The following is a 26,473-nucleotide window of genomic DNA, read 5'->3' on the forward strand; positions in this document are numbered from 1 at the left end:
CGCAGGCTTTTCCACGCGGATCGTTTCGGTCATGTGGTCATCTTCACATGTGCTAGAGCAGAACTAAGAGGTCGCGCGAGGATGAAAAAGGTTCAGTGCCTTCGACGACTTAGCATGCTGGCTGAACGCGCAAGCCGCGCGCCGAAGGCGCGGACAATCAAACGCCCGAGCGCAGCGAGGACCATCGTCCCGGGGCGGGATCCAACTGCCCAACCACCCAACTGGGCAACGGGTGGGGCCCCAGAAGAACGCGTGAAGCACCATGTCCTTGGTCAGAAAGAACGCCCGACCGGAGGGAGGACCTTCAGGGGTCGAGCTTCAGCTCGACTGGAGAAACTCCTGGAACCCATACGCGCGAAGCGCGCTGATGTGAAAGACCTTGCTTGTGGACCTAATTTCCGCTTACTCGAACACGGCGTCACAGGTGGCAGAGCTGCGTCACAAGATCGAACCCTCGGACAGGGCCAATCGCCTCTAGATCGTGCGGCTCGGCGACCCCTTCATTACGAGATTCTCCACGACTGTCCAGGGAGGTCTGCCGCTTACGTCCTGTACTGATCAGGGCGCTCCAACGGGCCTCGGTCGATCCACCGCCGTCCACGACCGTCTCAGACCGTTGTTAGCACAAGCGTTAGCAAGAGCTTGGCCCTCTACCCGGAAATCCGATGGCAAGAGGACCCGTACCGCAGGGTCTCCAGGCCCGAGGAGCGAAAGCCTCGCAGCAGAACACCGATGCAGCCGAGGTCCCCCTATGTACAGGCCATTCGTGGGATATCGGCACTCAGTCAGTATCGATGTCCGTTTCCCCCACACTTGCATCGCCACTTAGTTCAAATTCAGCCATAAAGGCCTGCTCGCGTTCAGCGAGAAAGTAACGCCGCATCTCGATGAATCCCTCGTCATCCCCAGCCGCAAGCCGCACCATGGCCTCCTCAGGGACCCCGTGACTAGCCAAAATGCGCTCACGAATGTCAGCAGGGAGATCGAGCAGGGTACCTCGAACCGAGATGCCTGGTTGCGTTGTCATAATTAGGCGGTTGGCGGGACTCGATGTGGTGGCCACGCCTCGCTTGCTTACAATGTGTCGATATGCAGTCGTGGCACCTTGGGCCAAGATGTCCACTGCTCTGATCCTGCTCCCGTCAGGTCCAAGACGTTCGGGAAGCTCCTTCAGCTCCCAGATGATGAACGCGCGTACACGTGCACTACGTAGATCAAATCGATCCGGGAAGGGACGCGCCTGAACATCAGGCGGCGTGATCGTCCCTTCTTCCTGAGCGAACCGCCTCATTTGTTGGATAGCTTGCTTGATCTGGGTGGTATTGGCTCCCGCAAAGAAACCTGACCAGGAGGTCACCCAGAACCAGCGCGTCAACTCCTCCAACTGGGTTGAACTCGGTTCAGGACGATGATGGAAGAACGTAGTGAGCAGCATGAGGTGTGCATCGTATGGGATCAGCCGCGCAAGTGGCACCCCGATTGTCTCGCGGAGGCAGACAATGGCACAAAGCAACGCTCTTTCCGTATCCATGGCTGCCTGCTCGAGCTTGTCTTGCACGCGCCTTGCCAGCACCGCCCAACGGACTTCCTGAACATTATCCTCGCCAGCCACAGCGAGAACGGCTCGAAAGACCGTGTCGACGGATACCTCTCCAAATCCAGTATCAGCGACCTTTTCCACCATCGTATCCAGTCGCTCCGCAAGGGACTGCTGCCCTTCTTTACGGTAAGTAAGCGCTGACACCATCTGGCTGGGTCTCATTGCCTGGCCGGTGCTATTGACCCGGGAAAAGACCTCCACGGCATCAGTTAGGTCGCCACCAACCAACCGAACGACTGCGATGCGATATGACTTGATACGCTGGGCAACAACTTCAGCCTCTCTGATCAACCGGTCGGGATCCATCCCCTCCGGCGGATCATCGATTAGCTCACGCGAGAAGGTCAGAAAATCACGAGTGCGCAGGGTCGCACGAAGTGGGAAGTAGTTCTTAGGTGGGCGGTCTGCGGACTTCCAGTGCCGATACCGGTTCAGGCTGTCGTCCACTTCACCCAGGACGCGGTAGGTCCACCACATCCAGTCATGTTGTGCCGATGAACGTCGGGCATCAGCCGGGCGTTGCAAGGTTGCATATAGAGCTGACAGGCGCTGGTGGCCGTCTAGTACGTAGGAGACCGGACGGTCCTGCCGGGGAGGCAGGGGCATGGGTAGATCACCGATGCTGTCGAAGGTGGCGTACTCGTCGTAGGTGTCCCAGAACAGCAGGCTCCCGATCGGATATCCACGTTCGATGCTGTCGAATAGGTCGAGAATCTGCTGTGGACGCCAGACGAACGGCCGTTGGTACCGAGGAACGCGAAGTTCTCCCTCGGCGAGAGGGGTTAGAACGTCCTCCATGAGGAGGATCTCCGGCTTGACGAAGATCTTGTGCTCGTCCGCTGCCATAGACATATCCCTACAGGATCTCTCTCAACATCGCGACCAAGCCACGCAGCTCACCTGGCACAGCCTCGCCGACGTCACGAGCAAGGTCCGCTTCGGTGAGCCGGTCGGCAGTGGACTCGAAGACCTTGAGCAGGTCTTGACCGAAGCCCTCGCTAAGTCCGTCGAGGACATCGGACGCTGCATCAGCAAACAGCTGTTGTTGCTGCTCGGGAACACCCTGCGTCTTCTTAAAACCATGCTTCATGTCGAAATATCCACGCTGATCTGGCGTAAGCCTTCTAAGATGGCCGAGCCGCACGGACGACTCCCTATGCGGCCTCACGGCGCGCAGCGTCTTGTTTGGAACGTAGTTTTCAGCTTCACGTAGTGCCAATACATGGATCTTAATGCCGAGGGCGCGGAGCTCCTGAACACGATGCGCATTCTTCTCGGGAGTTCCCGGAGCCCATCTATCACTATCAAGCAATGCTGCCGCACGCTTGACACGGCGAAACGACTCGTATTCTTCTCGTGCTCTTCGGCAGGTGTCGCCGCCGCCTCCGTGCCCGATTATCAGCCACTGGTTCTCGATCGCCTGCAGAATATCCACGGCTCCCAGGATTTTGGCGACGCCTCTGATGAACCGCCTGTCGGAGTCGTTGCTCTCCACGACAAGGACGGCTGGCCGATTGAGGTCCTCCACAAGATCCTCAACGTCTTCGGGTGAGACTTGCTCTATCGGCGGATCTGCTGTAGTCCGATAAGCGTATTGCTGCGCAGCTTTCCTTAAAAGCTGCTTATATATCGACCCGCGATGCGGCAAGTGTCGATCGATAAAAGACTCAGCGACCTCTACAAGCAGCGGGGTGACCGCCCACTCGTGCCGTCCCTTTCGAAAATGATGGAGAAGTAGGATGACCTCCTCTGCATGAGCGTCCAACTCAAGCAAAGCAGGCGTCAACTCAACGCGCATCGTCCATCCGGTCTTCCTGCGCCTCGGCAAGGGCTCGGACTTCTTCAAAGTTCTCTTCGAAGATCCCTTTTGGCCAATAATCCACATTGCCATACTCGTCTATATTAATCTGCTTAATTACTGATGACTCTCCGTCACTGTCTACGAAGTAGAATGCGATCATTTCTGCATTCAATGCTCCTTCGGCGACACGGCGGCGCAGGCGCAGCAAAAAGGTCTCACTATGCGTCTCAACCAGAAATCGGACACGTTCATTGCGAATGGCCCTGATATAGAGGTCGGCTAGCACAGACTGGGCGGATGGATGCAGGTGAAGCTCGGGTTCTTCGATGATCTCCAAAACGTCATGCTTAGGTGGATCGATCTCGTCCTGGGCGCGGCGGACCAGAAACGGAAGAAGCTGTGCAATGCCGGTCCCAGAATCGGTAGCCGCAACCCAGAGCTCGGGATTCTTCCGCGACCGAAGTCCCACTGCATAACCATCGAGGTGCGAGCGAACTTCCAGGTTCCATGCCGGCAACTGATCGCGCAGATATTGATTAATCTGCTTAATCAGACGACCTTTTCGACGTACGTGGTCATAGATGAGAATTTCCTCGGTTCGGCCACCCAATTCATTCTGCTCAGGTTCTCGTGCTGGCAGCCTCACCAAACGTCTTGGCTTCGCACGGAACGGGCCCAAGTAGCGGATGATGTCAAAAGCCGAACGGATGCGGTCCGGATCGTACCAGCCGATGCCGTCATCTTCTGGCAACGCAGTTGGCAACAGGCCCTTGAACTCCATCCATACAGGCTCTGCGACATTGTCTGGCCTCCGGTACGGCTGTTGCTCAGAATCCTCATTGTCCAGCCCGGTGAACCATTCGTACGTGACGCTTTTGGCGCCGGATTGTAGCGACCAGTCACGAATTCGCTGGGTATCCCACTCAACGACATTCTGGATCGTAGCTTGGAGGTCATATGACCGACCGTCAGGACCAACGAGATCGAGACCGACTGAGATGAAACTCAGCTCTAGACGCTGATGGACCAAGTCGATGAATTCTGGCGCGTCCTCACCAAGCTGGACGAGGTCAAGTGGCAGCGAGAAGTTGTTGCGGATCCCAGTGGCCATGACGATGGGTGCCCTGACCAGTGCACTCTTTCCAGAGTGATTCTTACCAAGGATCACAGTGATCGGACGCAGCTCAATCTGCTGCTTCGTCGCGAAGCACCGGTAATTGCGGAGCGAGATGCGCACCATGGCCATGACTGAGACCCTATATCGGGCCCAGCCTCTCCCGCCGACCGATGAGGCACTTTACATCCATCCATCGTAGTTCGCAGCATCAACGCACGGACAGAGCCCAAACCCTGGATTGCATGCTCCTCCGGAAGCTAAGCCTAATCGAGATGATCACCTCGGAGCCTGTGATCCTGGCGGAGGCATGGTCTGATCGCTACCAGCTGCGGCGGCGAACGTGGTGACCTTCAAGCGGATGACCTGTTCGCCGTTCCTGTTCGGCGCGTGGGCGGTGCTGGCCGCGACCGGCCGGAGAGCCGCAGCGCGGCCAGCGGCCGCCCGACGTGCGGCGGGCCGCCCCAGGCGGCACGCCCTTGAGCCTTTTTCATCCTCTCGTGAGCTGGTGATTCTGAAGGACCGCAATCGCCTTACACAGATGGCCGGCCTTGCTGGGGCTGCAGCGGAGCTTGCGGAGGATGCACCAAGCCTTGAGCTGTGCATTGGCTCGTTCGCCGGGGCCGCGAAGGCGGGCGTGTGAGCGGTTGGCCTGCTTTTGGGACTCGGGCTTGTTCCTGCCCTTGTAAGGGGTGCGGACCGGGCCTTCGGCTCCCTGGTAGCCCTTGTCGGCCAAGACGATGATCCCGGCCCGCTCGAACTCGCGCAGGATGCCCCAGATGCGGGCGGCGCTCAGGTCGTGTGTCGTGCCCGGCAGTGCGCCCGAGGTCCACAGGATCGTTCCGTCTGGGGAGGCGATGACCTGGACGTTCATCCCGTGTACGCGGTGCTTGCCGGAGAAGTACGGCCGGTCGGCCTTGATCCGGTCGGTACGGATCAGCGTTCCATCGAGTACCAGGTAATGCAGGCCGTCTCTTCGGGCCTTGCGCAGCGCTTGGCGGAGCTTCGGCGAGCGTGCCGACAGCAGCATCACCGCTTCTTCCACATACCGCCAGGCCGTCGCCGCAGAAAACCCCGAATCCCGCTCCGAGCTCGTAAAACGTCTCGCCCTTGCGCAGGTAGACCAGCACCAGCAGCGCCTGCTGCCCGGCGTTGAGCAGCAGCCAGGCCGAGCCGATCGCCTTGCGGCGCCGGCGGATCAGCCCAGCCACATAGTTCAAGGTTGAGCGCGACAATCGACGGCAGCGCGGTAGAACAGCACCCAGAGCTCCTGGTTGTGACGGGCGTGGTTGTGGTGATCAACCCGTCTACCAGGGGCTCTGCTACGTCATGAGGCAAACGCAGGATGCGCGATCATGCCGTGACCCCGCCCCTCTGCCGCAAGAGGATGAAAAAGGGCTCACTGTTGCGAGAATGAGGTCAGCTTCCGCGTGCCTCCAAGCCAGGCGGACGACCAGCTCGGAATCGTTGACGCATCAAGGCGGAACCGTGTCCGCGGGGTCGTATGTCTCCGACTGCCGCACGGCGTAGCGCGTTGGACGGTGCTCGTCGCGAAGACCGGAGAGCCGCAGCGCGGCTGGCAGACCGGCCGAGGCGCCTTTGACCACCTGGGCCTTCTGCTGGCCGTACCCATCCGATCGTTTCTCCCGATTCTCGACGCTCCTTCAACCGCCGGGCCGAGGAACTGGTCAAAGCGGAGCGTCCGGAGCTCAGCGAGGACGTATAACCTCGGCTGGCGACAAGAACCGCCAGGCTCTCGTCATCGATATCAGGAGTCTGGTGACGATCAATTGGTTCTACGTCCAGAATTGTGGAGATCGAGATGATACCTGGCTCCCGTGACGGAGGCTTGCTATGCCCGCTCTCCCCAGGCGGCCCCACTGGGACTACTTACGCTGGTGGGCAGTTGCGCTCTGCGCTTGTGTTTTGGGCTTTATATCACTCTGGACACCGTCGCTGCTCACTGGCGAGTCGGTCGGGTGCGCAGGCTACAGTCCGCTTCCAATGGGACTCTCAGCTCTCTGGTCCGACCTTGAGACGACCTGGTTGAACCTGCGGCAGCACCTCCAGCTCGTAGATCCGATGGTGGCCTACGCTTGGAACCTTCTGCCATCTGTAGTTGCTCTGCTCGGAAGCGCCCTGAGCGTGCCGTTCGGACGGAGACTCAGCATCGCGATCGGCGTCGTGGCTGCGCTGTGCATCTCGCTCGTCGCAATGGACTGGTTGTTCTGGTCGGTAACGTCGTTCATGATGGTCAACTGCGTTGGGTGGGAAGCCGACGCCGTTTGGGTGCTCTGGAAGACCCTGCCGATGCTCTGCTACGTCACGGCAGCGGGTTTCGTGTTCATGGGGATCAGGGAGCGGCGTCGTACGTCGTGATCGCTGCTGAGGTCCTTCCGGATCATCCAGAAGGGCCCTTTCCTGCGGAGCCGCCTTCGGGATTCGAACCCGAGACCCCTTCATTGCGAGTGAACGGCACCCCTCTGCCCGCAGGCTTGCCTCCCTCTCAAGCATGTGATGGTGACCGGTGTCGAGTGCTTGTTCGTGTCAGGTGCTGTACTTCTACGCTGCACAGCAGAGGCGTGAGGCGCTGCCGTATTCGCACCTTCCGGACGACTATCGGACGCGCGCCTATCTGCTGCCCCTCGCCTTCGAGTCGTCGCGCACGACGCAGCACCGCATGTCGGATCTCCTCCCCCTATGGCGCCTTCCAGACCTTGTTGAACCTTCGGCATTGACCACTGCCGAACTAGTCGGTAACGCGGTCCGCCACGCCATCGGACGGAGCGACGAAGCACTACCGGCACGGCTCCTGAACATCTACGCGGCGCGTACCCTGCGCATCGAGGTACGCGATCCCGACGCGCGCAACCTTCCGGTTCCTGCGCGCGCTCGAGGAACTGGCCACGTTCGGGTACGGCATGCAACTCGTACACGGCCATGCCAACCGCTACGGCGTGTGGGTGACCGATGCCGGCGCGAGCACAGCGTTCCGTGGCCGGGTCAAGGCTGCTCTTACCTCCATCGGTTCGCCTGACGCCATGCCGTACCTGCGAGCGGACGTCAACGACTTCGGCGCCGGATTCGTCGATTTGGGGCCGAGTGACGCCCCAGACTGCGGCGTTGATCGCACGACCGTGCGCCTATGCCCGCCTGAACCAGCGTGAAGATCAAAGCACTCCACCGCTGGTCCAAGATCGTGTCATCGACTCCGCGGCCTCGACGCGGTGATCGTGTACACGACCCACAGAGCATCACCACACGATCACCACATCAAGGGGCTCGCTCGTCCAGAGTCGCCACCCAGGCGGCTGGGAAGGACAGGCGTCCGCTGCATTCCGCCTCATCCGGCGACTACATACCTGCCAAGACGCGCTCCAGCCGACTCAGCCCCTCACCCCACGCGCAAGCCGCGCGCCGAAGGCGCGCCCGATCAAGACGCCCGAGCGCAGCGAGGACCATCGTCCCGGGGCGGGATCCAACTGCCCAACCACCCAACTGGGCAACGGGTGGGGCCCCAGAAGAACGCGTGAAGCACCATGCCCTTGGTCAGAAAGAACACCCGACCGGAGGGAGGACCTTCAGGGGTCGAGCTTCAGCTCGACTGGAGAAACTCCTGGAACCCATACGCGCGAAGCGCGCCGATGTGAAAGACCTTGCTTGTGGACCTAATCGCCGCTTACTCGAACACAGCGCCACACATGGTCGAGCTGAGAGCCATGATGATCAGTGGAGTCTCAACCTGAGAGTAAGAACTCAACCGAGAACACACTTCTGGCGGAGAGGTCTTACCTGATCTGCTCCTACACACCCTCTACGCCAGGGACACACTCGATGGCATCAGCATGAGACCGCGCAGCCGAGACGCGTAATGGCCTATCTCGATCGGCCAACTATCCACTTGGAGACTCAGATCGCCTCAGTAGCATGCGCCTGCTTCGCGGAACCACCCAGAGTCGCATCCGCCTTGATCGAACTGATTTTCGCTTCACAGCGTAGCCGCCATATCGCGCATTGAACCGCAAGCCACAACATGTAACGAATGCCGCCCGAGTGGGTATATACACAGATGTCATGGTTCCAGCATCTCGACGCGGAGGCGACATGGATCTTGATCTTCGGCCCGCGATAGATCCCGGAAATGCGTTTGAACAGACATGCTGGAACATTCTCCGCCGACGCTACCCTCCAGAGAAGCTCGCTTACATACCGGCGGACATGGGCGGCGATTGTGGCATCGAGGGATATTCGACAGACGGCATAGCCTACCAATGCTATGCCGACCGAGATTCTCTTACGCTTCGCGCGCGGACTGATAAACAAAAGGGCAAGCTATATGATGATACCGTAAAGTTGAAGAAATATAGTCGCCGACTTGAAAGCATCCTTAACGGATTAGTGCTTGATCACTATTTTCTCATGGTGCCAGAATATCATGCCGCAGAGCTAGTCGCCTACGCCCACGAACGAGCTTCCGCAGTGCGCAACTACGGGTTGAGCTTTATCAGTGATACGTTCGCTGTCCACATAAAAACACCACTCGACTATCCTGCCGAACTACGCGCAGCCTTAGCGGACGGAGCGGCAAAGGCTTCCATACCGCCACCCTCGGTTGACCTTGGCGAAGTGACACCCTTTCAATCAAACAAACCATATCTTGTATCCACTCTCGAAGGTAAGCTTGCACTCCTCGGGAGAAGCAATCCGAGCGCCAATTTAATGGCACTACGTGACCGATTCGTTCACGCATTCCTTCAAAAGGAAGAAATCATGGCTTCGCTACGCGATTGGCCTGATACCTGGGAAGCCGTCGAGCTTCGCCGACAACTACGCGAAGAGTACCTCGAGGTCGAAAGTGCGCTAAGCCCTGATGACCCTAATTCTCGAGTGCTCGTACTCGTAAAGACATATCAGGCCGACCTCGTAGCCAATGTTGCCGGCCTCCGTGAACCTGATGCTCAAAGGATAGCGATGGGACAGGTAGGCGACTGGCTAATGCGTTGCCCGATGGATTTCCAGGCGGCGCCATGAATGACCATCATATGCAAGATGTGGAAGAACTACTAAACGTCCCATTCCGCTTCACACGACAACCAGACCCGATCTCCGCCATGCTGCGACCGGAACGTCGGGTACCGCTAGCTCTTCTTCTTGTTGGTAAATGTCATGGCTCCGGAGCCAGCTGGAAAGTCTTACAGCTGCTCAGTTGGGCAATCCGGGACGAGAGGAACATTGCGCTCATCGTAGCTCTTCTCAACGGTCGTGATTTACCGGATCGGCCAGTGGTCCGCTTCGAGCCTGCGCTTGATCGAGCTCTCGACTTGGCCGTTGGCAGTGGGTATCTTGAACAGAAGTCTGCACGGAGCTTCAAGCTGACGCCCGACGGGAGGCGATTTGTCCAGGAAATTACATCAACAAGCGCCTTCGCGAAAGAGCGTGAACTGCTTACCTTGATCCCTGGCAAGCTAACAAAGAAGGATGCTGACAGAATATATAATTGGCGTACCGTATGAGCAGACTCCGATTCCGCAATCTCCGACTGCGCGTAGAGACAGGTCGGGGCCGATTCGGCGCCGATATAGCGCTGAACGATGGCCTTATGGTTCTATGGGCCGACAATTCCCGAGGAAAGTCCACTGCAGTACAAAGTCTACTATTTGCACTGGGCCTTGAGCGCATGATAACGACCCGGCCGATGAATGCCGTGACTTCTGCCATGCGTGATCGACTGATCTACGATGCCGATACCAAACAGGAGACGCCTGTACTCTCTTCTTGGGTTAGCGTTGAAATCGAGGGCGATAATCATAAAATCGCGACGATAACTCGCTGGGTAAAACACGAGGAGATCAACTCAAACCTGGTAAGAGTCATCGAGGGGCCAGCTCTATCCTCCCCAGGGAATTACCGGAGCTACGACCTGTACGTTGGTCGTGCCGGCGCCGCAGCAAATCCGCGCGGCTTCCATCATTGGCTCGCTCGATTCATTGGCTGGGAGTTGCCTACGTTGCCGGGGGCAGACGGACGACTTTCCCAACTGTATATGGAGCAGGTATTTCCGCTTCTTTTCGTAGAGCAGCGGCGTGGCTGGGGTGGAATCCAAGCTCAAATGCCCTACTTCACTGGTGTAACCGACGTCAGACGCCGATCGTTCGAGTTTCTCTTGGACCTAGATGTCGGCAAGATCGAGGCCGAGCGTTTGCGCCTGCGTGCGCAAGAGAAAGAGCTTCAGGATGAATGGCGAACTATTGTTCGCGCCTTTAGGGAGCTGGTTCGGGGTAGCGGACTTGTGCCCGTACGCTTGCCGGACGCGCTCACAGTAACTTGGCCACCCGAGGACCCGCCTTTCCTGGCCGAGGGGAGCGAGTCCAAGTGGATTTCGATTTCAGACTTACTGTTGCAGCTCGAGATCGAGCACCGCGACCTAGCAGACGCGATAGTCCCCCGTGTTAATGTCGCCGAACCCGAGACCGAGGAGCGTCTTTCCGCCTCCTTGCGCGATCTTGAAGACTTGCGCGAGACAAGCGGATACCTCAGAGATGACATCCTGCGCGACCGCAATGAGTTGCATTCTCTGCAAAGACGATTGGACGCGTTGAGAGAAGATCTTCGACAGCATCAAGACATCGTGACACTCCAACGTCTAGGGTCTGCGGATATCGATCGCCTGCACGGCGACTGCCCTGTATGCCATCAACAACTTCCAGCATCGCTTATTGGCGCCCCGTCCCCAGTGCATACATTGAGTCCCGAAGATACTGTCAATTATATCAAGCAACAAGTTGAGCTGTTCGAGGCAATGGCGGGAGATACAGAAAGAACATTAAGTGCTAAAGAAGAGCGATGGGCAGCTTTGCGGTCGAGAACATCGGAACTCAACTCGCTCATTCGAGCTCTACGCACAACACTCAATGCGCCCACTGGTACCCCTTCGATTGAACTGATTACGCGCCAGGTCCAACTTCGCGAGCGTATTGATCGTCTTCGCTCCATTAACGAGCGGTTCCTAGAGTTGATGGGCAATCTACATCGCGTGGCCGTAGAGGGGAGGTTGGTGCGCTCCGCTCTCAAAGAGTTGCCTGCGGACCGACTCTCCGCCGAAGACCGCGGGAAATTGAATCGGCTAGAAGCCTCGTTCGTGCAACAACTTCATGGCTACGACTTCGGTTCGTTCTCGGACGAGCGGCTGCGCATTTCTGATGCCGACTACTTGCCGAGGCGCGACGACTTCGATCTGCAGGCAGATATATCGGCTTCCGACTCCATCAGAGTCATTTGGGCCTATCTGCTGGGGTTACTAGAGGTTTCCAAGCAGGTTGACACTAACCATATTGGTCTTCTGGTGTTGGATGAGCCGAGGCAGCAAAGCGCGAAGCAGCTTTCCTTTCGAGCGCTACTTGAACGGGCGTCTGCGGACGCTAAGGATTGTCAAGTTGTTTTTGCAACATCAGAGGATTTGGAATCCTTGAAACGAATGCTTACGGGGCTGCCCCATACTCTAAATGCGATTGAGGACTATGTTCTCAAGCCTGTCACAGAGTAGCATTTCGCTAGGTCGTCATCGAAACCACCAAGTCAAACGGTGGCCGTGCGACGTCCCACCCCCGACCAGTCAACAGGATGGGCAGATGGCGGACGACGTCCAGATCCTTATTACTGCCGAGAGCCGTGAGGATGCGCATGCACTCGCTCACAACCTCATAGTTAACCAACTAGCTACGAGTGTCCAGGTCGCAGGTCCAATTGTGACGATCTTCATGCAGGACGGCGCCATGGTAGAGGCCCAACAATGGCAACTCGTCTTGCGGACAATCACAGCACAGGTAAGCGCAGTGCGAGAGATAGTCCCCGCAGCGGAATTTGTCGTGCTTCCGGTTCTCGGTGGAGACATGGAGCGAAACTGGGCCGATTAGTGCTCTCACTGGCTCATCGAGCTTTCCGATGGGGCAATTGCCCTAACTAGTGCTACGCCATCGGTCAGATCTAGCATCACGCTCTCGGCGCCAGCGTCCTTTAGATCTGTCCCGGTACTCTTGCCTGAGGCGACAGCAATAACGTGCGCCCCGCCTTGGTGTCCCGCGATCACATCTTGTGGCGTATCCCCGATGAGGATCGTCGTCTCACGAGTGAAGCTGTGGCCAAGCTTGCGTTGCGCCCGGTCCTGGGCAATGGACACCAGCTTGGCGCGAACCGGATCATCCTCTCCGTAGCTCCCGATCTCGAGATCGACGAGATGGCTCAGGCTAAAGATTCGGAGCTTGGCCTCCGCTGAGACTCTGGTGTTCCCTGTGAGCACGGATTGGACCACGCCCGGTATCCGACCCACATATTCAAGTGCAGTAGCCGCACCAGGCAATACGCGCCCTCTCAGACGCATCTCATGTGCCCGCTCCCCGTACCCACGTGCCTGTAGCTCGATGAAGCGTTGGAAGTGCTCGTCTGATCGCGGAATCCCGTGCAGATCGAGGGTCTCGCCAAAGATGACCAGTTCGGTTCGGCCGCTGGGGTCGGCCATCTCCTTCATGGGGACGCCTGTCGTCTGCTCGAAGGCGGCGGCGAACACCTCGCGCCCGACTCCCCCTGTCTCGATCAGGGTGTGGTCGATGTCCCAGAGCACGAGCCGGTGTGTGGTCACAGATCCGCCCTTCCCCTGACGAGATTGCGCATGCCAAGGCTCTCACGGGATTCGGCATTCCGGCCTACGGTGGAGAGCGGTGGTTCGCGGGCACGCTGGTGACGACGGATGTGCAGGAGGCCCCGTGGGTTCGGTGGAGATCCCAATCGGTGAGCGGGTTCGCTTTTACCGCACGGCGCAGAACAAGAAGCAAGCCGTCGTTGCCGGCCTGGCGGGTATGAGTGAGAACTACCTGAGTCAGATCGAGCGCGGGGTTCGGACGCCGACGATTGCCATGCTTCACCAGCTTGCCCGTGTGTTGGACGTGCCTGTCGCGGTGCTGATCGGTGAGCCGTCCCTAGAGGATGACAGCGTTCTCCACCCCGTCGCCGGCCAACTGCAACGCGTGCTCACCACCTATGACGCTCCTTCAAGTGAGAGCCTCGACCTGCCCGCGCTGCGAGCGCGGGTCGAGAGCGCATGGGGTCTTTGGCAGGGGTCAACGAATCGCTTCACTGAGGTGAGCACGCTCATTCCGGATCTCACGCGCGATGTCCAGGGGGCAGTACGCGCGCTCCGTTCCTCGACCGACGCCAGTTCGCGGCGGGAGGCGTACCAGATCTCGGCTGACCTGTACTTCCTGCTGAGAACCTTCACTAAGCGAGTGGGGCGGACGGATCTGTCGCTCATGGTCGCCGATCGCGCCGTGACCGCTGCGGAGAACGCGGATGACCCGCTGAGGATCGCCGCTGGCAAGTGGAACCTAGGCCAGATCCTCCTGTCCCAGGGCGAGGCCGAGGGCGCCGAGGACGTCGCGATGCGGTCAATCGAGGAACTGCGTCGCGAGATCCCCGAGCGCCACCCCGACCAAGCGGCTCTTGAGGGTGCGTTGTGGCTGGTGGCTGCCATCGCCTCCGGGCGTCGCCACGATCATTGGACCGCGAGGGAACGCATCCAAGGGCCCGCTACCGACGCCGCTCGTGACTCTGGTGAGGGCAACGTCTTCTGGACGGTGTTCGGGCCGTTGAACGTCGGCCTGCACCTGGTCAGTGTAGAGATGGAGGCCGGAGAGGTGGCCGAGGCTCTCCACATCGCCGACCAACTCGACGTGAACCACTCCCCCTCGCTGGAACGCCGGATGACGTTCGCGCTGGAAGTCGCCCGCTGTTACGACCAGCGCCAGGAGGACGCGGCGGTCATCCTTCACCTCATGAACGCCGAGGCCAGCGGGCCCGAGGACCTGCGGTACAACACCCTTGCACGCGATCTCGTGCGGTCCCTGCTGAAGCGCGCGCGGCCCACGTTCCAGCCACAGGTACGCGCTCTCGCCCGCCGGGTCGGTCTGCTCTAACCACCCGCGCTACCTGCTAACCCGCGCTCAGAGCGCGGGTAGCCGCCTCCATCCCCACCTAGTGTCGAGCGCACTCGACACCGGGTGAAGGGAAGGGAGGTGAAGGCCAGATGCGACGCGAGTTCCGGGTCGTCAGCAACCTTGAGGCGCTGCCGTACACGCAGCAACCGGACGACTATCGGACGCGCGCCTATCTGCTGCCTCTCACCTCCGAGTCGTCGCGTACGGCGCGGCGTTGCATGTCGGATCTGCTCCTCCTCTGGCGCCTTCCGGATCTTGTTGACCCCGCCGCATTGATCACGGCTGAGCTGGTCGGCAACGCGGTCCGCCATGCCACCGGGTGGAGCGACGAAGCCTTACCCGTAGGGCTCTTGGCCATCTACGCGGCGCGTACCCTGCGCATCGAGGTACGCGATCCGGATCCTCGCAACCTTCCGGTTCTGCGCGTCCCTGAGGAACTGGCCACGTTCGGGTACGGCATGCAGCTCGTACACGGCTATGCCGACCGCTACGGCGTCCGTGTGACCGATGCCGGCAAGGCCGTTTGGTGCGAGATCGATCGCCGCAGCGACGCTCCCTTCTCCCGCTCCGATCTGACGACGGAAAGGGGCGGTTCTCATGGGTGAGCTTTCTGAGACGCGCTGGGCAGAGGGGGATCCCGCCTTTCTGCTGGAAGAGGGAGTCGGCTACGTCCGTGAGTGGGCGCGAGCGCAGCATGCGGTGGCAGAGGTCAAGGATGCTCTCGCGGCTACCGGGTGCGTCGAGGCCATGCCGTACTTGCGAGCGGACGTCAATGAGTTCGGCGCCGGGTTCGTCGAGCTGGGACGGGTGACGCCGCAGACAGCGGCATTGATCGCGCAGGCTCTCGCCGAGATGGCCGCGCGCAAGTCTGTCGATGAGCGTGCGGCCTGAGCAGGAGCGTTGCTGTGGATAGCCCCTTGGGAAACACTCCCGCGCTTACGGCTGCGCAGGCGCTCGGGCAGGCTCTCGAACGAGATGGGATCACTGCTGATGTGTACGTCGGCTACGGGCTGGCGCTCATCCTCATCAACACAGATCTTGTCGTGTGGTGCAACGGGCACCGCTTCTGGTGGCGCACCGCGGGGAACGACCGGCGCCGTCGTCCCGTCTACGCTTGGCACCCCGCCATCGAGCCGTTGAAGGCCGCCAGCCGCGTTGCGCGTCAATACACCGGACAGCGAGCTTCAGCCCACGGTAGGGCCAGGTGGTCGCCGTGAGGCACGGGGATGCCTGGAACAACCAGCGGATTTCTGATCAGATCGAAACTGTCGCGTTGGTGCATGCCCAAAAGTCGGTCTGCATGTCCAGGGTGGAGTTCCTGGACTACTTCGACCTGGACATATCCCATGCCCGCACCCTGTACGGCATGTATCTCAGGGCGTGTGCCTATGCTCGCCTGAAACAGAGCGAAGTTCAGAACACTCCCCCGCTCATCAAGGGTCGTGTCATCGACTCCGCGGTTTCGACGCGGTGATCGTGTACACGGCCTCTAGCGCATCTCCGCAGACAACCACTTCGTCAAGGGCGATCGGTCGCTTGTCCAGGGTCGCTACGCGGGTGATGTGGAGGACCGGCGTTCCGGCCAGGGCTTTCAAGGTCTCCGCCTCATCGGGCAAGGGCATGCGTGCCCGAACGTACTCTTGCCAGCTCAGGCGGCCTTGCTGGTCGAAGTAGCCGTAGACCTCTGATGGCGCCGGAAGCGCGGGGTCGTCGGTCCATGGGGTGTCCTGAGCGACGCTGAAGGGCATGCTGAGCCGGCGCATGCGCGACGTCCCTTCGGCCCTCTCCAGCGTCAGCCGTACGAGCATCGGTTCCCCTGGAGGAATCGCGAGGAGTTCGGTCTGCGGGAGCGCGGCGTTGATGCGCAGGTGAGACGGTGAGTCCACTTCCTGCCATGCCGCCTGGTCGCTGTCTTCGTACGCGCCCGAGGCCGTTCGGGTGAGTCCGCGGTGGTCGACCCGTGCCGGGCGCGCGGAGAGCGAACGGACGAACGTGCCCTTCGGGCGCTGCACTTCGACCAGGCCCGCAGCCTTGAGTTCGTTGATCGCGTTGCGGATCGTCGGGCGGGAGAGGCCGAACTCTTCGGCTAGCTGCTGCTCGGACGGAAGAGGCTGTCCGGCGGGGAAGGTGCCGTCGAGGATACGTTCCCTGAGGTATTCGGCGACCTGCTTCCACCGGGAGACCGGCGCTTTGATCTCCACCACGTGTGGCTCCTAGCTGGGGCTTCGCGGCGCCCCTGAGGATTTCTGCGATTTGGGTCCCTGACCCGGTTGACACAACGTACTACGTTGGCCGTACAGTTGTAAACGTGCAACGTAGTACGTTGGCCTAATTGGGTCGGCGCTCCGCTCGCGAAGGGAGCTGATCCCCATGAACCACCTTCAGAACACCGCACGCCGCGCTCAGCTCATCGCGGACCTGCGCCAGTTCGCCAAGTACCTCGAAGAGCACCCCGCGCTGCCTGTCCCGCACCACGGCGTCGTCAGCCTCAGCTTCCATCCGGTCTGCGACACCGATGCTGAGGCGATCGCCGAAGTCGAGCGGGTCGCCGTGCTCCACGACCTTCCGGTACAGCGGCGTTCCGGCCAGCACTTCGCCACGCTCGCGCTGGGCTGCGTCGAGTACACGATCGTGGCCATCGAGCAGGAGGCCGTGGACGCCTACGACGCCCACCAGTCCTACCGCTCGAACTTCCGTCTCCACTACGGCTCAGGGGCGTGAGCGGACATGGACATCCCCCTCTTAATCGTTCTCGCCGCCCTGGTCCTGGCACTCGTCACGCTCGTGCTGTTCCTGATCGTGGTGATCGCCATCCGGGCCGAGGACGGCCGGCGTCACCTCGACCGCGACCAGGCGAGCCACGCCGAGCGGATGACACGACGCCTGATCGGCGCCTACTCCCACCACTGCGACCACCTCCCCGCCCTCTGCCCGGAGAGGAGGTGACTGCCCTTGAAGCCCCTTCCCCGATCACTCGTTGGCGGATGTCCGTGCGGCGCTGCCGTACTCCCTGGAAACCGCGCCTGCGTGAAATGTCGTGCTCGCGCCCGCTGGCGCCAGCGTAAGGCGTACCACGACGGCATCTGAGCCCGTCCAGACCGTGAAAGGAGGTGATGCGCCGTGTCGATTTCGGTTCCACTGGTCCTGCTCATGGGCGTAGCCGTCATCATCGCCCTGCGCTATCTGGGGCTGCGCCTGTGGCAGGCCATCGTCTGCACCCTGTTCGGGTTTCTGCTCGCAGCTACGGCACTGGCTCCCGACATCCGCCACGTGCTGCACGGACTACTCGACCTGACCACCACCCGATGAACCCTCAACCACGACCAATCAGCTCAGCACAGCAAAGGAAGCGCCCTTGGCCCGAACCACCGGCTCAGAGAGGTGATCGCCTATGACCCACCGACACCCATACCCACACACTGACCTTCTGGAGGTTCTCTCCCGCAATCACACCGCCGCCCACCTGATAACCACGCTCGCGCGTGCCACCCCCGCCCACGCTCCCGTCTGGGAACACCTGCACACCGTCCTGGCCGACGCCCGCACTCTGGCCGACGAACTCGACGAGCTTCGCGCCGAACTGGCCGGCATCCGCTACGAGCGTGCCAACCTGATAGCCGCAGCGGAGGCAACCCTGGCCGCTCACCGCGAGGGTGAACGCGACCCGCTGTGGTACCTGCGAGACGAACTCGCTCACCAGTCCCTCCCGCGTGGGGATGGTGCTCCGTGAGCCACCGCCGCACCTCGCGTCACCGGATACGCCGAGATGCCCGCCGCATGCGCCGATACGGCATCCAACCCGTGGCCTCCATCACCGATGACCTCGAATTCGCACCGCTGATCATCACCAGCATCGGGCGGTGGCTGTGGCGCTATCGCTCCGAACTGGCCCCCGTTACCGCGCTGGTCTGGCTTATGGGGGCAGCGCTTGTACTGCACCACATCTACCGGCCCTGGTGGCCTACCATCGCGGGCTCCACCGTCATTCTGGCTGGTGGACTGATCTACGCCGGACGATGGGTCAACCTCACCCGCCCGATCGAACGCTTCTACGCCGCCACCATCACCGTGTTCGCCGGCGGATGGCTCGCCACCGCCACGAACCACGGACCTCTAACCAAGCCATTGGCGCTCGTGCTCGCCATCGGGTGCATGGTGCTGGCCGTACCCTGGTGGGCACATCGCCGCCGCCGTGCCCGTGTACGCGTCGAACGCACCTTGGCCGCATGGCCCGACATCGCCCAGGCCGCAGGTCTGGCAGGCTCCCGCGTGCAGTCCGCGATCGTAGACCTGTGGGGCTACCGCTTCCGTCTCGGGCTTGGACTCGGGCAAACCGTTGAAGATGCCGTCGCCGCCGTACCCCGCCTCGAATCCGCGCTCGGCTCCACCCGCGGCGGGGTCCGTGTCCAGCCTGTGGCCAGTAAGAAGGCTAACCGCGCCGACGTACGGGTGATCGAAACCGACCCACACGCCAACGCCATCACCTGGCCAGGACCCTCCATCACCTCCATCACCCAACCCGCCAAGCTGGGACTCTTCGAGGACGGCACACCAGTCCGCGTCCCCCTGCTACGACGGCATAGCCTGTTCGGCGGCGTGTCGGGCGCCGGCAAGTCCGGAGGCGTAAACATCCTTCTTGGGGAACTGACTGCCTGCCCGGACGTGATCCTTTGGGGCATCGACCTCAAGCGCGGCATGGAACTACAACCGTGGGCCTCGTGCATCGATCGGTTGGCCACCACGCCGCAGGAGGCAGAAGCGCTCTTACGGGACGCGGTGATCGTTCTGGACGGACGCGCCGACGATCTCGCCCAACGAGGCAAACGCGTCTGGGAACCCTCCTCTGACCGGCCAGCGCTCGTGATCATCATCGATGAGTACGCCGAGCTGGCCAGCGAGGCGCCTCAAGCGATCGACCATGCCGACTCGATCGCACGCCGAGGACGCGCCGTCGCCGTGCAACTCGTGGCCGCCACACAACGCCCGTCCAAGGACGCGATGGGCAAGAGCGCGGTCCGCTCACAGATGGACGTCCGGGTGTGCTTCCGCGTACGGGAAGCCCGAGACGCGGACCTGATCCTTGGACAGGGCATGGTCAAGACCGGATGGCACGCTCACAAGCTCGACGCACCCGGCAAGTTCCTGATCTCCTCACCCGACCACGACATCCCCCGCCGCGCCCGCACCTACCTTCTCGACGATGACGGGGTCCACGTCACCGCCGAACGCCACTCCGCCCACCGCCCCGCCCTCGATGCCGTCTCCCTTCAAGCCCTCAAACGCGCGGCTGAGAGGCCCGCAGCAGAAGACACACCGACCCCTTCTCGGGACGCTGAGAAGGTCCTAATAGCCGCTCTCCGGCAGGCTCCCGCAGAAGGCGTCCGGATCAACGATCTGATGCGCGCAACACAGATGCGCCGCACTTGGGTGTACCAGCGACTCCAGGACATGGCCCGAACGCAGCAAGCCGAGCAGGTCAGTCGAGGGTTCTGGCGAGCCACTCCGGAGAAGCACGCTCAGTAATCATCCACGTCCATCGTCCATGTCCGTCCGCGCGTCTGCGCGTAGATATGCGCGACAGATGCGCGGACGGACGAACGGCGGACAATCACAATCCGTAGTTTCGACCATAGATCCCACCACGACGAAAGGACCGCCCCTGGACTCAACCTGAGGAGGTGGTGAGCCCTGGCACGCATCCACGTTCACGGCCGGCAACGCCGAAACATCGACATCGATCTCCTGACGCAAGCACTCGCCGCGATCACCGAAGACCTCGAAACCAAGCCCCACAGAGCCGCTCCAAAATCGGATCAGAAGGCGTATGGTGGAGATCCACCCATGCCACGGAGCACCGCATGACCGAGAGCTTGGGCCGCTACCTCGAGGCCGCCCGCGTTCAAGCCGGACACAGCCTGCGCCATCTGGCCCGTGTCACCGGCCTTTCGTTCTCCTCGCTCTACCGCATCCTCAACGACGAAGTAGAGCGCCCCTCCGCCGCCAACCTCGCGGCTCTCGCTCGCGCCCTCGACCTTCCGGTCTCCGAGGTCTTCGCCCGTGCGGGCATCACCGGGCTTACCGATCTCGACACCCTCCTACGTGTCGAGTACGGCCTGTCCGACCAAGCCATCGCCGAGATACACGCGATCATCGACGCCGACCGCCAGAAGGGAGAACAGCCATGACCCCGAAACCAGCCCCTCCCAAGCGCGGCCTTCTCTACCTGCGCGTCTCCTCGCGCGGCCAGATGGACACCGACTACGACCCCGAGGGAAACTCCGTCCCCGCGCAACGCTCCGCAGGCCACCGCAAGGCCGCTGAACTCGGCATCGAGATCGTTGACGAGTACGTCGAAGAGCCCCGCACCGCCACCACCACCGACAACCGCCCCGCATTCCGAACGATGATGGCGCGGATCAAGGCACGAAAGGACGTGGACTGCATCATCGTCTACGCCCGCTCCCGCATGCACCGCAACACCATCGATTCCGCGATCACCAAGCGTGACCTACGCGCCGCGGGCGTGCACCTCATCTCCGTCATGGACTACACCGAAGACAACGCGGTCGGTGACCTGGTCGGCAACGTGATCGACGCCGTGAACGAGTACCAGTCCAAAGCCCAGGGCGCGGACATCGCCTACAAGATGGGCCAGAAGGTCATCAACGGCGGCAGCATCGGACGCGCCCCCATCGGATACCTCAACGTGCGCGAACGCCATGAAGGCCGCGAGATCCGCACCATAGCCCTCGACCCCGAGCGCGCTCCCTTGGTTCACATGGCGTTCGAGCTGTACGCCACCGGACGGCACGGCTTCGAGGACATCGCCGACGCCCTCACAGACGCAGGCTTCCGCATGAAGCCCACCAAGAGACACCCCACAGGCGCCCTGATCTCCATCCACAAGATCGGCGACATGCTCCGAGACCGCTACTACCTGGGCTTCGTCACTCACCAGGGCATCGAGTACCGAGGCCGACACGAACCCCTGATCAGCGAAGACCTCTTCCACCGCGTGCAAGAGGTCCTGTTCGTCCAACGCGGCGCCGGCACCCGAGCCCGCAAGCACCACCACTACCTCAAGGGCTCCCTCTGGTGCCATCGCTGCAAGGCCAGACTCATCGTCACACCCGGCAGGAGCAAGGCCGGGACGGTCTACTTCTACTTCATGTGCCGCGGCCGGCAGCAACGCACCTGCGACCTGCCGTACCTGCCCGTCCTCGACGTCGAGAAGGCCATCGAAGCCCACTACGCCACGATCACGCTGCCCGCGAGCCTGCGCGAACGCATCACTGTCGGCCTCGACACGACCATGGCGAGCAACGCCGTGACCAGCAAGGCACTCGCCCGCGAGATCAAAAAACACCTGGCAGACCTCGACCGCCAGGAAGACACCTACCTCGACCTGGTCAGCGATCCCGACTGGCCGAAAGAGAAGATCGCCAAGCGACTTCGCGGTATCCGCGACGAGCGGACCAGGCTGGAATCACGGCTCAGCCGCGCCCAGCAGCCCGACCTCGACATGGGCCGCACCGCTTTGGAGAGCGTCCTCGACCTGCTGACGCGCCCACACGACCTCTACACGCTTGCGGACGAGCCCAACCGCCGTCTCCTAAACCAGGCGTTCTTTCACCGCCTCTACCTCGACGCAGACGGCGTAGCAAGCGACGCTCCGACACCACCCTTCGCACCCGTGCTTCACGTCCAACGCAAAAACGGCGGTGTCCCGAAGGACACCGCCGTTGATCAAACCTCCGCGCTACTCGCCACCGCCCTCGAAGGAGGGTGTTCGAGTAACACATCTTGGGTGGAGCTATGGGGATTCGAACCCCAGACCCCCTCCATGCCATGGAGGTGCGCTACCAGCTGCGCTATAGCCCCTTGCGGTACGGCCCAAGTGTATCGGAACTTGGAGGGGCTCATGTCACGCCAAACCCCGTGTGATACGTCTACCTTCTATGTTCGAGGAGTACCGCCATCTGCTGACCGGGGTCGCCTACCGGATCCTTGGCACCATGGCCGATGCCGAAGATGTCGTGCAAGAGGCGTGGTTGCGCTGGTCCGGGGTGGATCAGGCGGCTGTGGAGGATCCCAAGGCCTATTTGATCAGGGTTACCTCGCGGCTGGCGATCGATCGGTTGCGGTGGGCCAAGTCTCGGCGGGAATCCTATGTGGGGCCTTGGCTGCCTGAGCCGATCAGTACTGCGCCGGATGTGGCTGAGCATGTCGAGCTGGCCGAATCCGTTGAGCTGGCCATGCTGGTGGTGCTGGAGACGTTGTCTCCGCTTGAGCGGGCCGTGTTCGTGTTGCGGGAGGCCTTCGACATGCCGTTCGCGGAGATCGCCGAGATCATCGGACGGGCTGAGCCGGCCACTCGGCAGCTGGCTCGCCGGGCTCGTGAACATGTCCAGGAGAAGCGGCCTCGGTTCGCCACGGATCGGGGCGAGCGGCGGGAGATGACCGAGCGGTTCATCAACGCCTCCATGAACGGTGATCTCGACGATCTGATCGCCATGTTGTCGCAGGACGTGACGATGGTCAGCGACGGCGGCGGGAAGGCTCGGGCGCCGTTGCGGGTGCTGCTGGGCGTGGAGAACGTCACGCGCTTCCTCACGTCGATCACCAGTCCGGACGGCATCACGAAGTTCATGGCCTCCATCGGGATGCCGGGGGATGCGGGGGTGGAGCTCCGGATCGAGGAGATCAATGCCGCTCCGGCCGTGGTGCTGACCGTGGGGGGCCGGGTGGTCACGGTGTTGTCGCTGCTGGTCGTGGAGGGGCGGATCGAGACGATCTACCTGATGGCCAACCCGGACAAGCTCCGGCGACTCACCTGACATCACGGCCCCGGCCCCACCAAGGGCCTGCGCGGGCGCGGCCTCACGAAGAGCCTGCAGCGCCCCGGGTCTCACGGAGGACCTGCGCGGTGGGGGTTTCGCGACGCCCCGATGGTGGTCGGGGTGAGTCGGCGAAGACCGATCGGGGCCCGCGAAAGAGGCGGCGGCTACTGCAGTGGCCCATGCGCGGTCACGTGCCGCGAGGAGGTGGTGGTGGACGGGCCGTGAAGGGTTGGGTGTGGGCGGGTTAAGGAGTGGGCGGGCCAAGCAGTGTCAGGAGCGGGTGGGCATGCCGACCTCACTGACCAGTGCCCGCACATTCACCCCGGCCCCCTGCAGATGCCGAGCCGCCCCGTTGTCCCCATCCGCCAGCAACCCCCACAACAAGCTCTCCCCGGTAACAGCCCCGGGCCGCCACATCGCCACCTCGACCACCTTCCGGGCACCCCCGGTCAACGCGATCTCCCCCCGAGGCCCATAGAGGACGACATGGAGGGGCCGCAGCCGGTGCCGGGCCAGCCGCCACTCCCCCACCCCAGGCAGTGCCCGCCCGCGCACCTCGTCTAGAGAGATCCCCAGCCCGGCCAGCAACGCCCGCGTATCCCGAAGATCCAGCCGCTCCCGGAGAGAGGCGGCCGTGGCGGTGAACGACGTCAGCTCGAACGGCCGGGTCTCAGCCAATGCGAGCAACAACATGTCCGTGCCCAGCCGCCCATGCCCGGCCTCCAAGGCAAGCACTCCAGCGGTGACGAAGGCGTGACGAGCGGTGTCGGTGAATCTCGCGAACATGAACTACCTCCCGATCCGCCGGGCGTGCTTGCGATGGGCGGTCTGCCGCCGCACGCCCAGCGCGTCGGCGACCTGCTCCCATGACCAGCCCTGCGCCCTGGCATTGGTGACGTGCACGGCTTCGAGCTCTTCCAGCAGGGTCCGCAGCGCCGCGACGGCCTGCAGGCCGGTTCCGGGGTCGCGGTCGGCGGCGGCCTGCGCCAGCTCGGTGACGTTCATGTCTGTCAGCATAAGCTGACGAAGGAGCAGTTGTCAGCTAATGCTGACACGAGTTTTCATGGCGAGCGACTGCTCCCCCAGTTCCAGCGCCACCGTGACGTCCCCGAGCTCCGAGGTCCGCCGCACGTGCGTGCCACCGCACGGGATCGAGGCCTCCCCTTCGGGCAGCGCGCAGTGCCAGGTGCGCCGGGCCGTCAGCCCAGGCCCCGGCACATCCACCCAGACCGGCACATCGGCCGCCACCCACTCCTTGAGCCGCTCGTTCACAAAGGCCGCGACGGTAGCGGGCTCCAGCGCGTCCGCGGCGAACCCCTTCTTCCGCAACGACTTGCCCAGCCGGTAATCGTCAACGCTCGCGTACGAGGAGATGCGCGAGGACGTGATCGCGCTCTGGTCGAAGTCGGGATGGCCCAGCGCGTCCAGCCGGGGCGCCTTGCGCCACAGGCCGGCGACGGCCGCGTTGAGCGCGAGCGCCGCCAGGTGACACGCCGTGTGCCCGGCCGACAGCGCCGCCCGGTACCCGGCGTCCACGTCGAGCTCCACCTGCGTGCCGACCGGCAGGGGCGTGTCGGTGACGTGGACGACCAGCCACTGCCATCCGTCCTCGCCCCGCCGTACCGGAATGTCGGCGGCTTGGAAAACCTCGCCGGAGGGTGAGCGGGCGGCGGTCACGCAGTCGGCGACCGGCAGGCCGCCGATCAGGCCGCGGTCGGCGGGCTGGTCGGGCCAGGTGTGGTCCAGCGGATGGAAGGGCGTCTCGGCGACGACGAGGCCGTGCCGGTCCCCCGCCGGCACGGTCCCGACGATCTCTGAGCGGCCGCTGACCTGGCCGTTGGGGAAGGTGACGAGCGTGGAGTTCACCTCTTGATTGTCTCAGGCAGGCTCTCCGCGACCGCCTTGGGCAGCCGCTCGTCCTCCAGGTACCGGTTGCGGCCGGCGTACAGGCCCGTGAAGAGCTGCACGACCAGCACCCCGAAGATCAGCGCGTACGGCAGCGCCCACCCGTCGGTCACCTGGTGCAGCACGCCGACGACGAGCGGACCGGCGCCGGCGATGAGGTACCCGGCGCTCTGGCCGAACGCCGACAGCGCGGCGGTCGCCTCCGGCGTGCGGGTGCGCAGGGCCAGCATCATCAGGGCCAGTGGGAAGGAGCCCATGCCGATGGCCACGAACACCACCCAGACCAGCGCGGTCGAGGGCGGCGCGAACCAGAGCCCGGCGAACCCGATGACGTAGGCGACGACCAGGCCGACCACGACGGGCCGCTGGTCGCGGAAGCGGGAGGCGACGGCGGGCACGAACATGGAGACCGGGATGTTCAGGGCGGTGAAGATGCCGAGGATCACTCCGGCCTGCGAGGTCGAGTAGCCGCTGTCGGTGAGGATCGTGGCGAGCCAGCCGAACATGATGTACGCGATCATCGACTGCGTGCCGAAATAGATGGCGACCATCCACGCCAGCCTGCTCCTGAGCAGGCGCTTCGGCCCGGCGTCCGCGGTGCCCGCGGTCCTTTCCGGCTCGCTGCGCAGCAGCGCCAGCCACGGGACGACGGCGATGGCGGCCAGCGCCGCCCAGACGCCCAGCGCCACGTGCCAGTCGCCGCCCGCGGCCCGCTCGATCGGAACGGTGGCCGCGGCGGCCAGCATGGTGCCGGCGGCCAGCGAGGTGGTGTAGACGGTGGTCATGATGCCGGTCTTGGCCGGGAAGTGGCGCTTGATCAGTGTGGGGATCAGCACGTTGCCGACCGCGCCGCCGGACAGCGCCACGGCGCTGGTCAGCAGGAAGACGGGCGCGGAGTCGACCAGGCTGCGCACGAGCAGGCCGAGGCCCAGCGTGACGAGCGCGGCGAGGAGCAGGCGGTGCTCGCCGAGCTTCCTGGCCATGGCCGGGGTGACGGCGCCCACGGTCGCGAAGGCGAGCACGGGCAGAGTCGTGAGCAACCCCGTGCCCACGCTCGTCATGCCGAGGCTTCCGGCGAGCTGGTCGAGCAGCGGCCCCACGCTGGTGACGGCGGTGCGCAGATTCAGCGCCGCGAGGACGATTCCCAGCACGAGCAGCCAGGCGAGGGGTGCGGTTCTGCCTCTGGTCTCTTGGGCTGCCATGCTCATGCGGGGAGAGTCCTCCAAT

23 protein-coding genes, 2 tRNA genes and 2 pseudogenes are annotated in these 26,473 nt (G+C 62.5%); 14 read left to right on the forward strand and 13 right to left on the reverse strand.

What is annotated here, in order from left to right:
• Window positions 1-781: 781 nt before the first annotated feature.
• From ACIBHY_RS50855 to ACIBHY_RS50870, 4 genes and pseudogenes are all read right to left on the reverse strand, one after another.
• The gene (locus ACIBHY_RS50855; RefSeq protein ID WP_397310582.1) at window positions 782-2,446 is read right to left on the reverse strand and encodes a DUF262 domain-containing protein; all 1,665 of its coding nucleotides are present in this window, start codon (window positions 2,444-2,446) and stop codon (window positions 782-784) included.
• Window positions 2,447-2,456: 10 nt separating this feature from the next.
• Window positions 2,457-3,398: a hypothetical protein gene (locus tag ACIBHY_RS50860; protein ID WP_397310583.1), complete on the reverse strand. Its 942-nt coding sequence runs from the start codon at window positions 3,396-3,398 to the stop codon at window positions 2,457-2,459.
• Complete coding sequence (locus ACIBHY_RS50865; RefSeq protein WP_397310584.1) at window positions 3,388-4,647, reverse strand: DUF3696 domain-containing protein; 1,260 nt, start codon at window positions 4,645-4,647, stop codon at window positions 3,388-3,390. The genes ACIBHY_RS50860 and ACIBHY_RS50865 overlap by 11 nt, the downstream gene beginning before the upstream one ends.
• 358 nt (window positions 4,648-5,005) lie before the next feature.
• A pseudogene (locus ACIBHY_RS50870) lies at window positions 5,006-5,776 on the reverse strand (transposase family protein).
• Window positions 5,777-6,519: 743 nt separating this feature from the next.
• On the opposite strand from ACIBHY_RS50870, the gene ACIBHY_RS50875 reads away from it, so the two are divergent.
• Window positions 6,520-6,894: a hypothetical protein gene (locus ACIBHY_RS50875; RefSeq protein ID WP_397310585.1), complete on the forward strand. Its 375-nt coding sequence runs from the start codon at window positions 6,520-6,522 to the stop codon at window positions 6,892-6,894.
• A 48-nt stretch (window positions 6,895-6,942) separates the two neighbouring features.
• On the opposite strand, the gene ACIBHY_RS50880 is transcribed toward ACIBHY_RS50875, so the two are convergent.
• Window positions 6,943-7,010, reverse strand: a tRNA-Ala gene (locus tag ACIBHY_RS50880).
• A gap of 1,609 nt (window positions 7,011-8,619) precedes the next feature.
• Here ACIBHY_RS50880 and ACIBHY_RS50885 point away from each other — a divergent pair.
• The 3 genes from ACIBHY_RS50885 to cutA all read left to right on the forward strand — a co-directional run bounded on the left by ACIBHY_RS50885 (window position 8,620) and on the right by cutA (window position 12,428).
• Window positions 8,620-9,546 carry a hypothetical protein gene (locus ACIBHY_RS50885; protein ID WP_397310586.1) on the forward strand — a complete coding sequence of 309 codons (927 nt, stop codon included), beginning with the start codon at window positions 8,620-8,622 and terminating at the stop codon, window positions 9,544-9,546.
• A gap of 685 nt (window positions 9,547-10,231) precedes the next feature.
• Window positions 10,232-12,058: a hypothetical protein gene (locus tag ACIBHY_RS50890; protein WP_397310587.1), complete on the forward strand. Its 1,827-nt coding sequence runs from the start codon at window positions 10,232-10,234 to the stop codon at window positions 12,056-12,058.
• An 85-nt stretch (window positions 12,059-12,143) separates the two neighbouring features.
• On the forward strand, window positions 12,144-12,428 hold the full coding sequence (cutA, locus tag ACIBHY_RS50895) for a divalent cation tolerance protein CutA (RefSeq protein ID WP_397310588.1): 285 nt from the start codon (window positions 12,144-12,146) through the stop codon (window positions 12,426-12,428).
• A gap of 5 nt (window positions 12,429-12,433) precedes the next feature.
• Here cutA and ACIBHY_RS50900 read toward each other — a convergent pair whose 3' ends face one another.
• The gene (locus ACIBHY_RS50900) at window positions 12,434-13,132 is read right to left on the reverse strand and encodes an HAD family hydrolase (protein ID WP_397310589.1); all 699 of its coding nucleotides are present in this window, start codon (window positions 13,130-13,132) and stop codon (window positions 12,434-12,436) included.
• A 142-nt stretch (window positions 13,133-13,274) separates the two neighbouring features.
• Between ACIBHY_RS50900 and ACIBHY_RS50905 the strand changes: the two genes are divergently transcribed.
• The 3 genes from ACIBHY_RS50905 to ACIBHY_RS50915 all read left to right on the forward strand — a co-directional run bounded on the left by ACIBHY_RS50905 (window position 13,275) and on the right by ACIBHY_RS50915 (window position 15,392).
• On the forward strand, window positions 13,275-14,480 hold the full coding sequence (locus ACIBHY_RS50905) for a helix-turn-helix domain-containing protein (RefSeq protein WP_397310590.1): 1,206 nt from the start codon (window positions 13,275-13,277) through the stop codon (window positions 14,478-14,480).
• Between the two features lie 110 nt (window positions 14,481-14,590).
• Window positions 14,591-15,106 carry an ATP-binding protein gene (locus ACIBHY_RS50910; protein ID WP_397310591.1) on the forward strand — a complete coding sequence of 172 codons (516 nt, stop codon included), beginning with the start codon at window positions 14,591-14,593 and terminating at the stop codon, window positions 15,104-15,106.
• Window positions 15,099-15,392 (forward strand): hypothetical protein, encoded by a 294-nt coding sequence (locus ACIBHY_RS50915; protein WP_397310592.1) that lies wholly within the window; start codon window positions 15,099-15,101, stop codon window positions 15,390-15,392. The genes ACIBHY_RS50910 and ACIBHY_RS50915 overlap by 8 nt, the downstream gene beginning before the upstream one ends.
• A gap of 554 nt (window positions 15,393-15,946) precedes the next feature.
• Here the strand turns inward: ACIBHY_RS50915 and ACIBHY_RS50920 are convergent.
• On the reverse strand, window positions 15,947-16,705 hold the full coding sequence (locus ACIBHY_RS50920) for a GntR family transcriptional regulator (protein ID WP_397310593.1): 759 nt from the start codon (window positions 16,703-16,705) through the stop codon (window positions 15,947-15,949).
• Window positions 16,706-16,871: 166 nt separating this feature from the next.
• Between ACIBHY_RS50920 and ACIBHY_RS50925 the strand changes: the two genes are divergently transcribed.
• The 3 genes from ACIBHY_RS50925 (at window position 16,872) to ACIBHY_RS50935 (ending at window position 17,810) form a co-directional block, all read left to right on the forward strand.
• Window positions 16,872-17,222 carry a hypothetical protein gene (locus ACIBHY_RS50925; protein ID WP_397310594.1) on the forward strand — a complete coding sequence of 117 codons (351 nt, stop codon included), beginning with the start codon at window positions 16,872-16,874 and terminating at the stop codon, window positions 17,220-17,222.
• Window positions 17,223-17,228: 6 nt separating this feature from the next.
• Window positions 17,229-17,447 (forward strand): hypothetical protein, encoded by a 219-nt coding sequence (locus ACIBHY_RS50930; RefSeq protein WP_397310595.1) that lies wholly within the window; start codon window positions 17,229-17,231, stop codon window positions 17,445-17,447.
• A gap of 174 nt (window positions 17,448-17,621) precedes the next feature.
• Window positions 17,622-17,810, forward strand: a complete 189-nt coding sequence (locus tag ACIBHY_RS50935; RefSeq protein ID WP_397310596.1) for a hypothetical protein — start codon at window positions 17,622-17,624, stop codon at window positions 17,808-17,810.
• Between the two features lie 64 nt (window positions 17,811-17,874).
• Here ACIBHY_RS50935 and ACIBHY_RS50940 read toward each other — a convergent pair whose 3' ends face one another.
• Window positions 17,875-18,198 (reverse strand): hypothetical protein, encoded by a 324-nt coding sequence (locus ACIBHY_RS50940; RefSeq protein WP_397310597.1) that lies wholly within the window; start codon window positions 18,196-18,198, stop codon window positions 17,875-17,877.
• Between the two features lie 104 nt (window positions 18,199-18,302).
• On the opposite strand from ACIBHY_RS50940, the gene ACIBHY_RS50945 reads away from it, so the two are divergent.
• From ACIBHY_RS50945 to ACIBHY_RS50955, 3 genes and pseudogenes are all read left to right on the forward strand, one after another.
• On the forward strand, window positions 18,303-20,024 hold the full coding sequence (locus ACIBHY_RS50945) for a cell division protein FtsK (RefSeq protein WP_397310598.1): 1,722 nt from the start codon (window positions 18,303-18,305) through the stop codon (window positions 20,022-20,024).
• A gap of 335 nt (window positions 20,025-20,359) precedes the next feature.
• Complete coding sequence (locus ACIBHY_RS50950; protein ID WP_397310599.1) at window positions 20,360-20,686, forward strand: helix-turn-helix domain-containing protein; 327 nt, start codon at window positions 20,360-20,362, stop codon at window positions 20,684-20,686.
• Window positions 20,687-20,748: 62 nt separating this feature from the next.
• Window positions 20,749-21,690 (forward strand): annotated as a pseudogene (locus ACIBHY_RS50955) (recombinase family protein); the annotation flags it as partial.
• 619 nt (window positions 21,691-22,309) lie between these two features.
• Here the strand turns inward: ACIBHY_RS50955 and ACIBHY_RS50960 are convergent.
• Window positions 22,310-22,382, reverse strand: a tRNA-Ala gene (locus tag ACIBHY_RS50960).
• 77 nt (window positions 22,383-22,459) lie between these two features.
• On the opposite strand from ACIBHY_RS50960, the gene ACIBHY_RS50965 reads away from it, so the two are divergent.
• Window positions 22,460-23,338 (forward strand): RNA polymerase sigma-70 factor, encoded by an 879-nt coding sequence (locus tag ACIBHY_RS50965; RefSeq protein WP_397241618.1) that lies wholly within the window; start codon window positions 22,460-22,462, stop codon window positions 23,336-23,338.
• 273 nt (window positions 23,339-23,611) lie between these two features.
• On the opposite strand, the gene ACIBHY_RS50970 is transcribed toward ACIBHY_RS50965, so the two are convergent.
• From ACIBHY_RS50970 to ACIBHY_RS50985, 4 genes are read right to left on the reverse strand one after another with little or no spacing between them, the layout of a single operon-like run.
• A complete protein-coding gene (locus ACIBHY_RS50970; RefSeq protein ID WP_397310600.1) occupies window positions 23,612-24,127 on the reverse strand; it encodes a Clp protease N-terminal domain-containing protein in 516 nt (171 codons plus the stop codon).
• Between the two features lie 3 nt (window positions 24,128-24,130).
• Window positions 24,131-24,346, reverse strand: a complete 216-nt coding sequence (locus tag ACIBHY_RS50975) for a helix-turn-helix domain-containing protein (RefSeq protein ID WP_379619285.1) — start codon at window positions 24,344-24,346, stop codon at window positions 24,131-24,133.
• A gap of 33 nt (window positions 24,347-24,379) precedes the next feature.
• Window positions 24,380-25,207 carry a metal-dependent hydrolase gene (locus ACIBHY_RS50980; protein WP_397241612.1) on the reverse strand — a complete coding sequence of 276 codons (828 nt, stop codon included), beginning with the start codon at window positions 25,205-25,207 and terminating at the stop codon, window positions 24,380-24,382.
• Window positions 25,204-26,454 carry a CynX/NimT family MFS transporter gene (locus ACIBHY_RS50985; RefSeq protein WP_397241610.1) on the reverse strand — a complete coding sequence of 417 codons (1,251 nt, stop codon included), beginning with the start codon at window positions 26,452-26,454 and terminating at the stop codon, window positions 25,204-25,206. The genes ACIBHY_RS50980 and ACIBHY_RS50985 overlap by 4 nt, the downstream gene beginning before the upstream one ends.
• Window positions 26,455-26,473: the final 19 nt, after the last annotated feature.

The sequence above is a fragment of the Nonomuraea sp. NPDC050547 genome (assembly GCF_044457345.1).
Classification (GTDB): Bacteria; Actinomycetota; Actinomycetes; order Streptosporangiales; family Streptosporangiaceae; genus Nonomuraea.

Excerpts from the sequence above, each read along its gene's own strand:
- ACIBHY_RS50925 (WP_397310594.1), top strand. The coding sequence starts at position 16,872 with ATGAACCACCTTCAGAACACCGCACGCCGCGCTCAGCTCATCGCGGAC.
- ACIBHY_RS50930 (WP_397310595.1), top strand. The coding sequence starts at position 17,229 with ATGGACATCCCCCTCTTAATCGTTCTCGCCGCCCTGGTCCTGGCACTC.
- ACIBHY_RS50970 (WP_397310600.1), bottom strand. The coding sequence starts at position 24,127 with ATGTTCGCGAGATTCACCGACACCGCTCGTCACGCCTTCGTCACCGCT.
- ACIBHY_RS50865 (WP_397310584.1), bottom strand. The coding sequence starts at position 4,647 with ATGGCCATGGTGCGCATCTCGCTCCGCAATTACCGGTGCTTCGCGACG.
- cutA (WP_397310588.1), top strand. The coding sequence starts at position 12,144 with ATGGCGGACGACGTCCAGATCCTTATTACTGCCGAGAGCCGTGAGGAT.
- ACIBHY_RS50890 (WP_397310587.1), top strand. The coding sequence starts at position 10,232 with ATGCGTGATCGACTGATCTACGATGCCGATACCAAACAGGAGACGCCT.
- ACIBHY_RS50860 (WP_397310583.1), bottom strand. The coding sequence starts at position 3,398 with ATGCGCGTTGAGTTGACGCCTGCTTTGCTTGAGTTGGACGCTCATGCA.
- ACIBHY_RS50965 (WP_397241618.1), top strand. The coding sequence starts at position 22,460 with ATGTTCGAGGAGTACCGCCATCTGCTGACCGGGGTCGCCTACCGGATC.
- ACIBHY_RS50855 (WP_397310582.1), bottom strand. The coding sequence starts at position 2,446 with ATGGCAGCGGACGAGCACAAGATCTTCGTCAAGCCGGAGATCCTCCTC.
- ACIBHY_RS50875 (WP_397310585.1), top strand. The coding sequence starts at position 6,520 with ATGGGACTCTCAGCTCTCTGGTCCGACCTTGAGACGACCTGGTTGAAC.
- ACIBHY_RS50910 (WP_397310591.1), top strand. The coding sequence starts at position 14,591 with ATGCGACGCGAGTTCCGGGTCGTCAGCAACCTTGAGGCGCTGCCGTAC.
- ACIBHY_RS50885 (WP_397310586.1), top strand. The coding sequence starts at position 8,620 with ATGGATCTTGATCTTCGGCCCGCGATAGATCCCGGAAATGCGTTTGAA.
- ACIBHY_RS50950 (WP_397310599.1), top strand. The coding sequence starts at position 20,360 with ATGACCGAGAGCTTGGGCCGCTACCTCGAGGCCGCCCGCGTTCAAGCC.
- ACIBHY_RS50975 (WP_379619285.1), bottom strand. The coding sequence starts at position 24,346 with ATGAACGTCACCGAGCTGGCGCAGGCCGCCGCCGACCGCGACCCCGGA.
- ACIBHY_RS50985 (WP_397241610.1), bottom strand. The coding sequence starts at position 26,454 with ATGAGCATGGCAGCCCAAGAGACCAGAGGCAGAACCGCACCCCTCGCC.
- ACIBHY_RS50915 (WP_397310592.1), top strand. The coding sequence starts at position 15,099 with ATGGGTGAGCTTTCTGAGACGCGCTGGGCAGAGGGGGATCCCGCCTTT.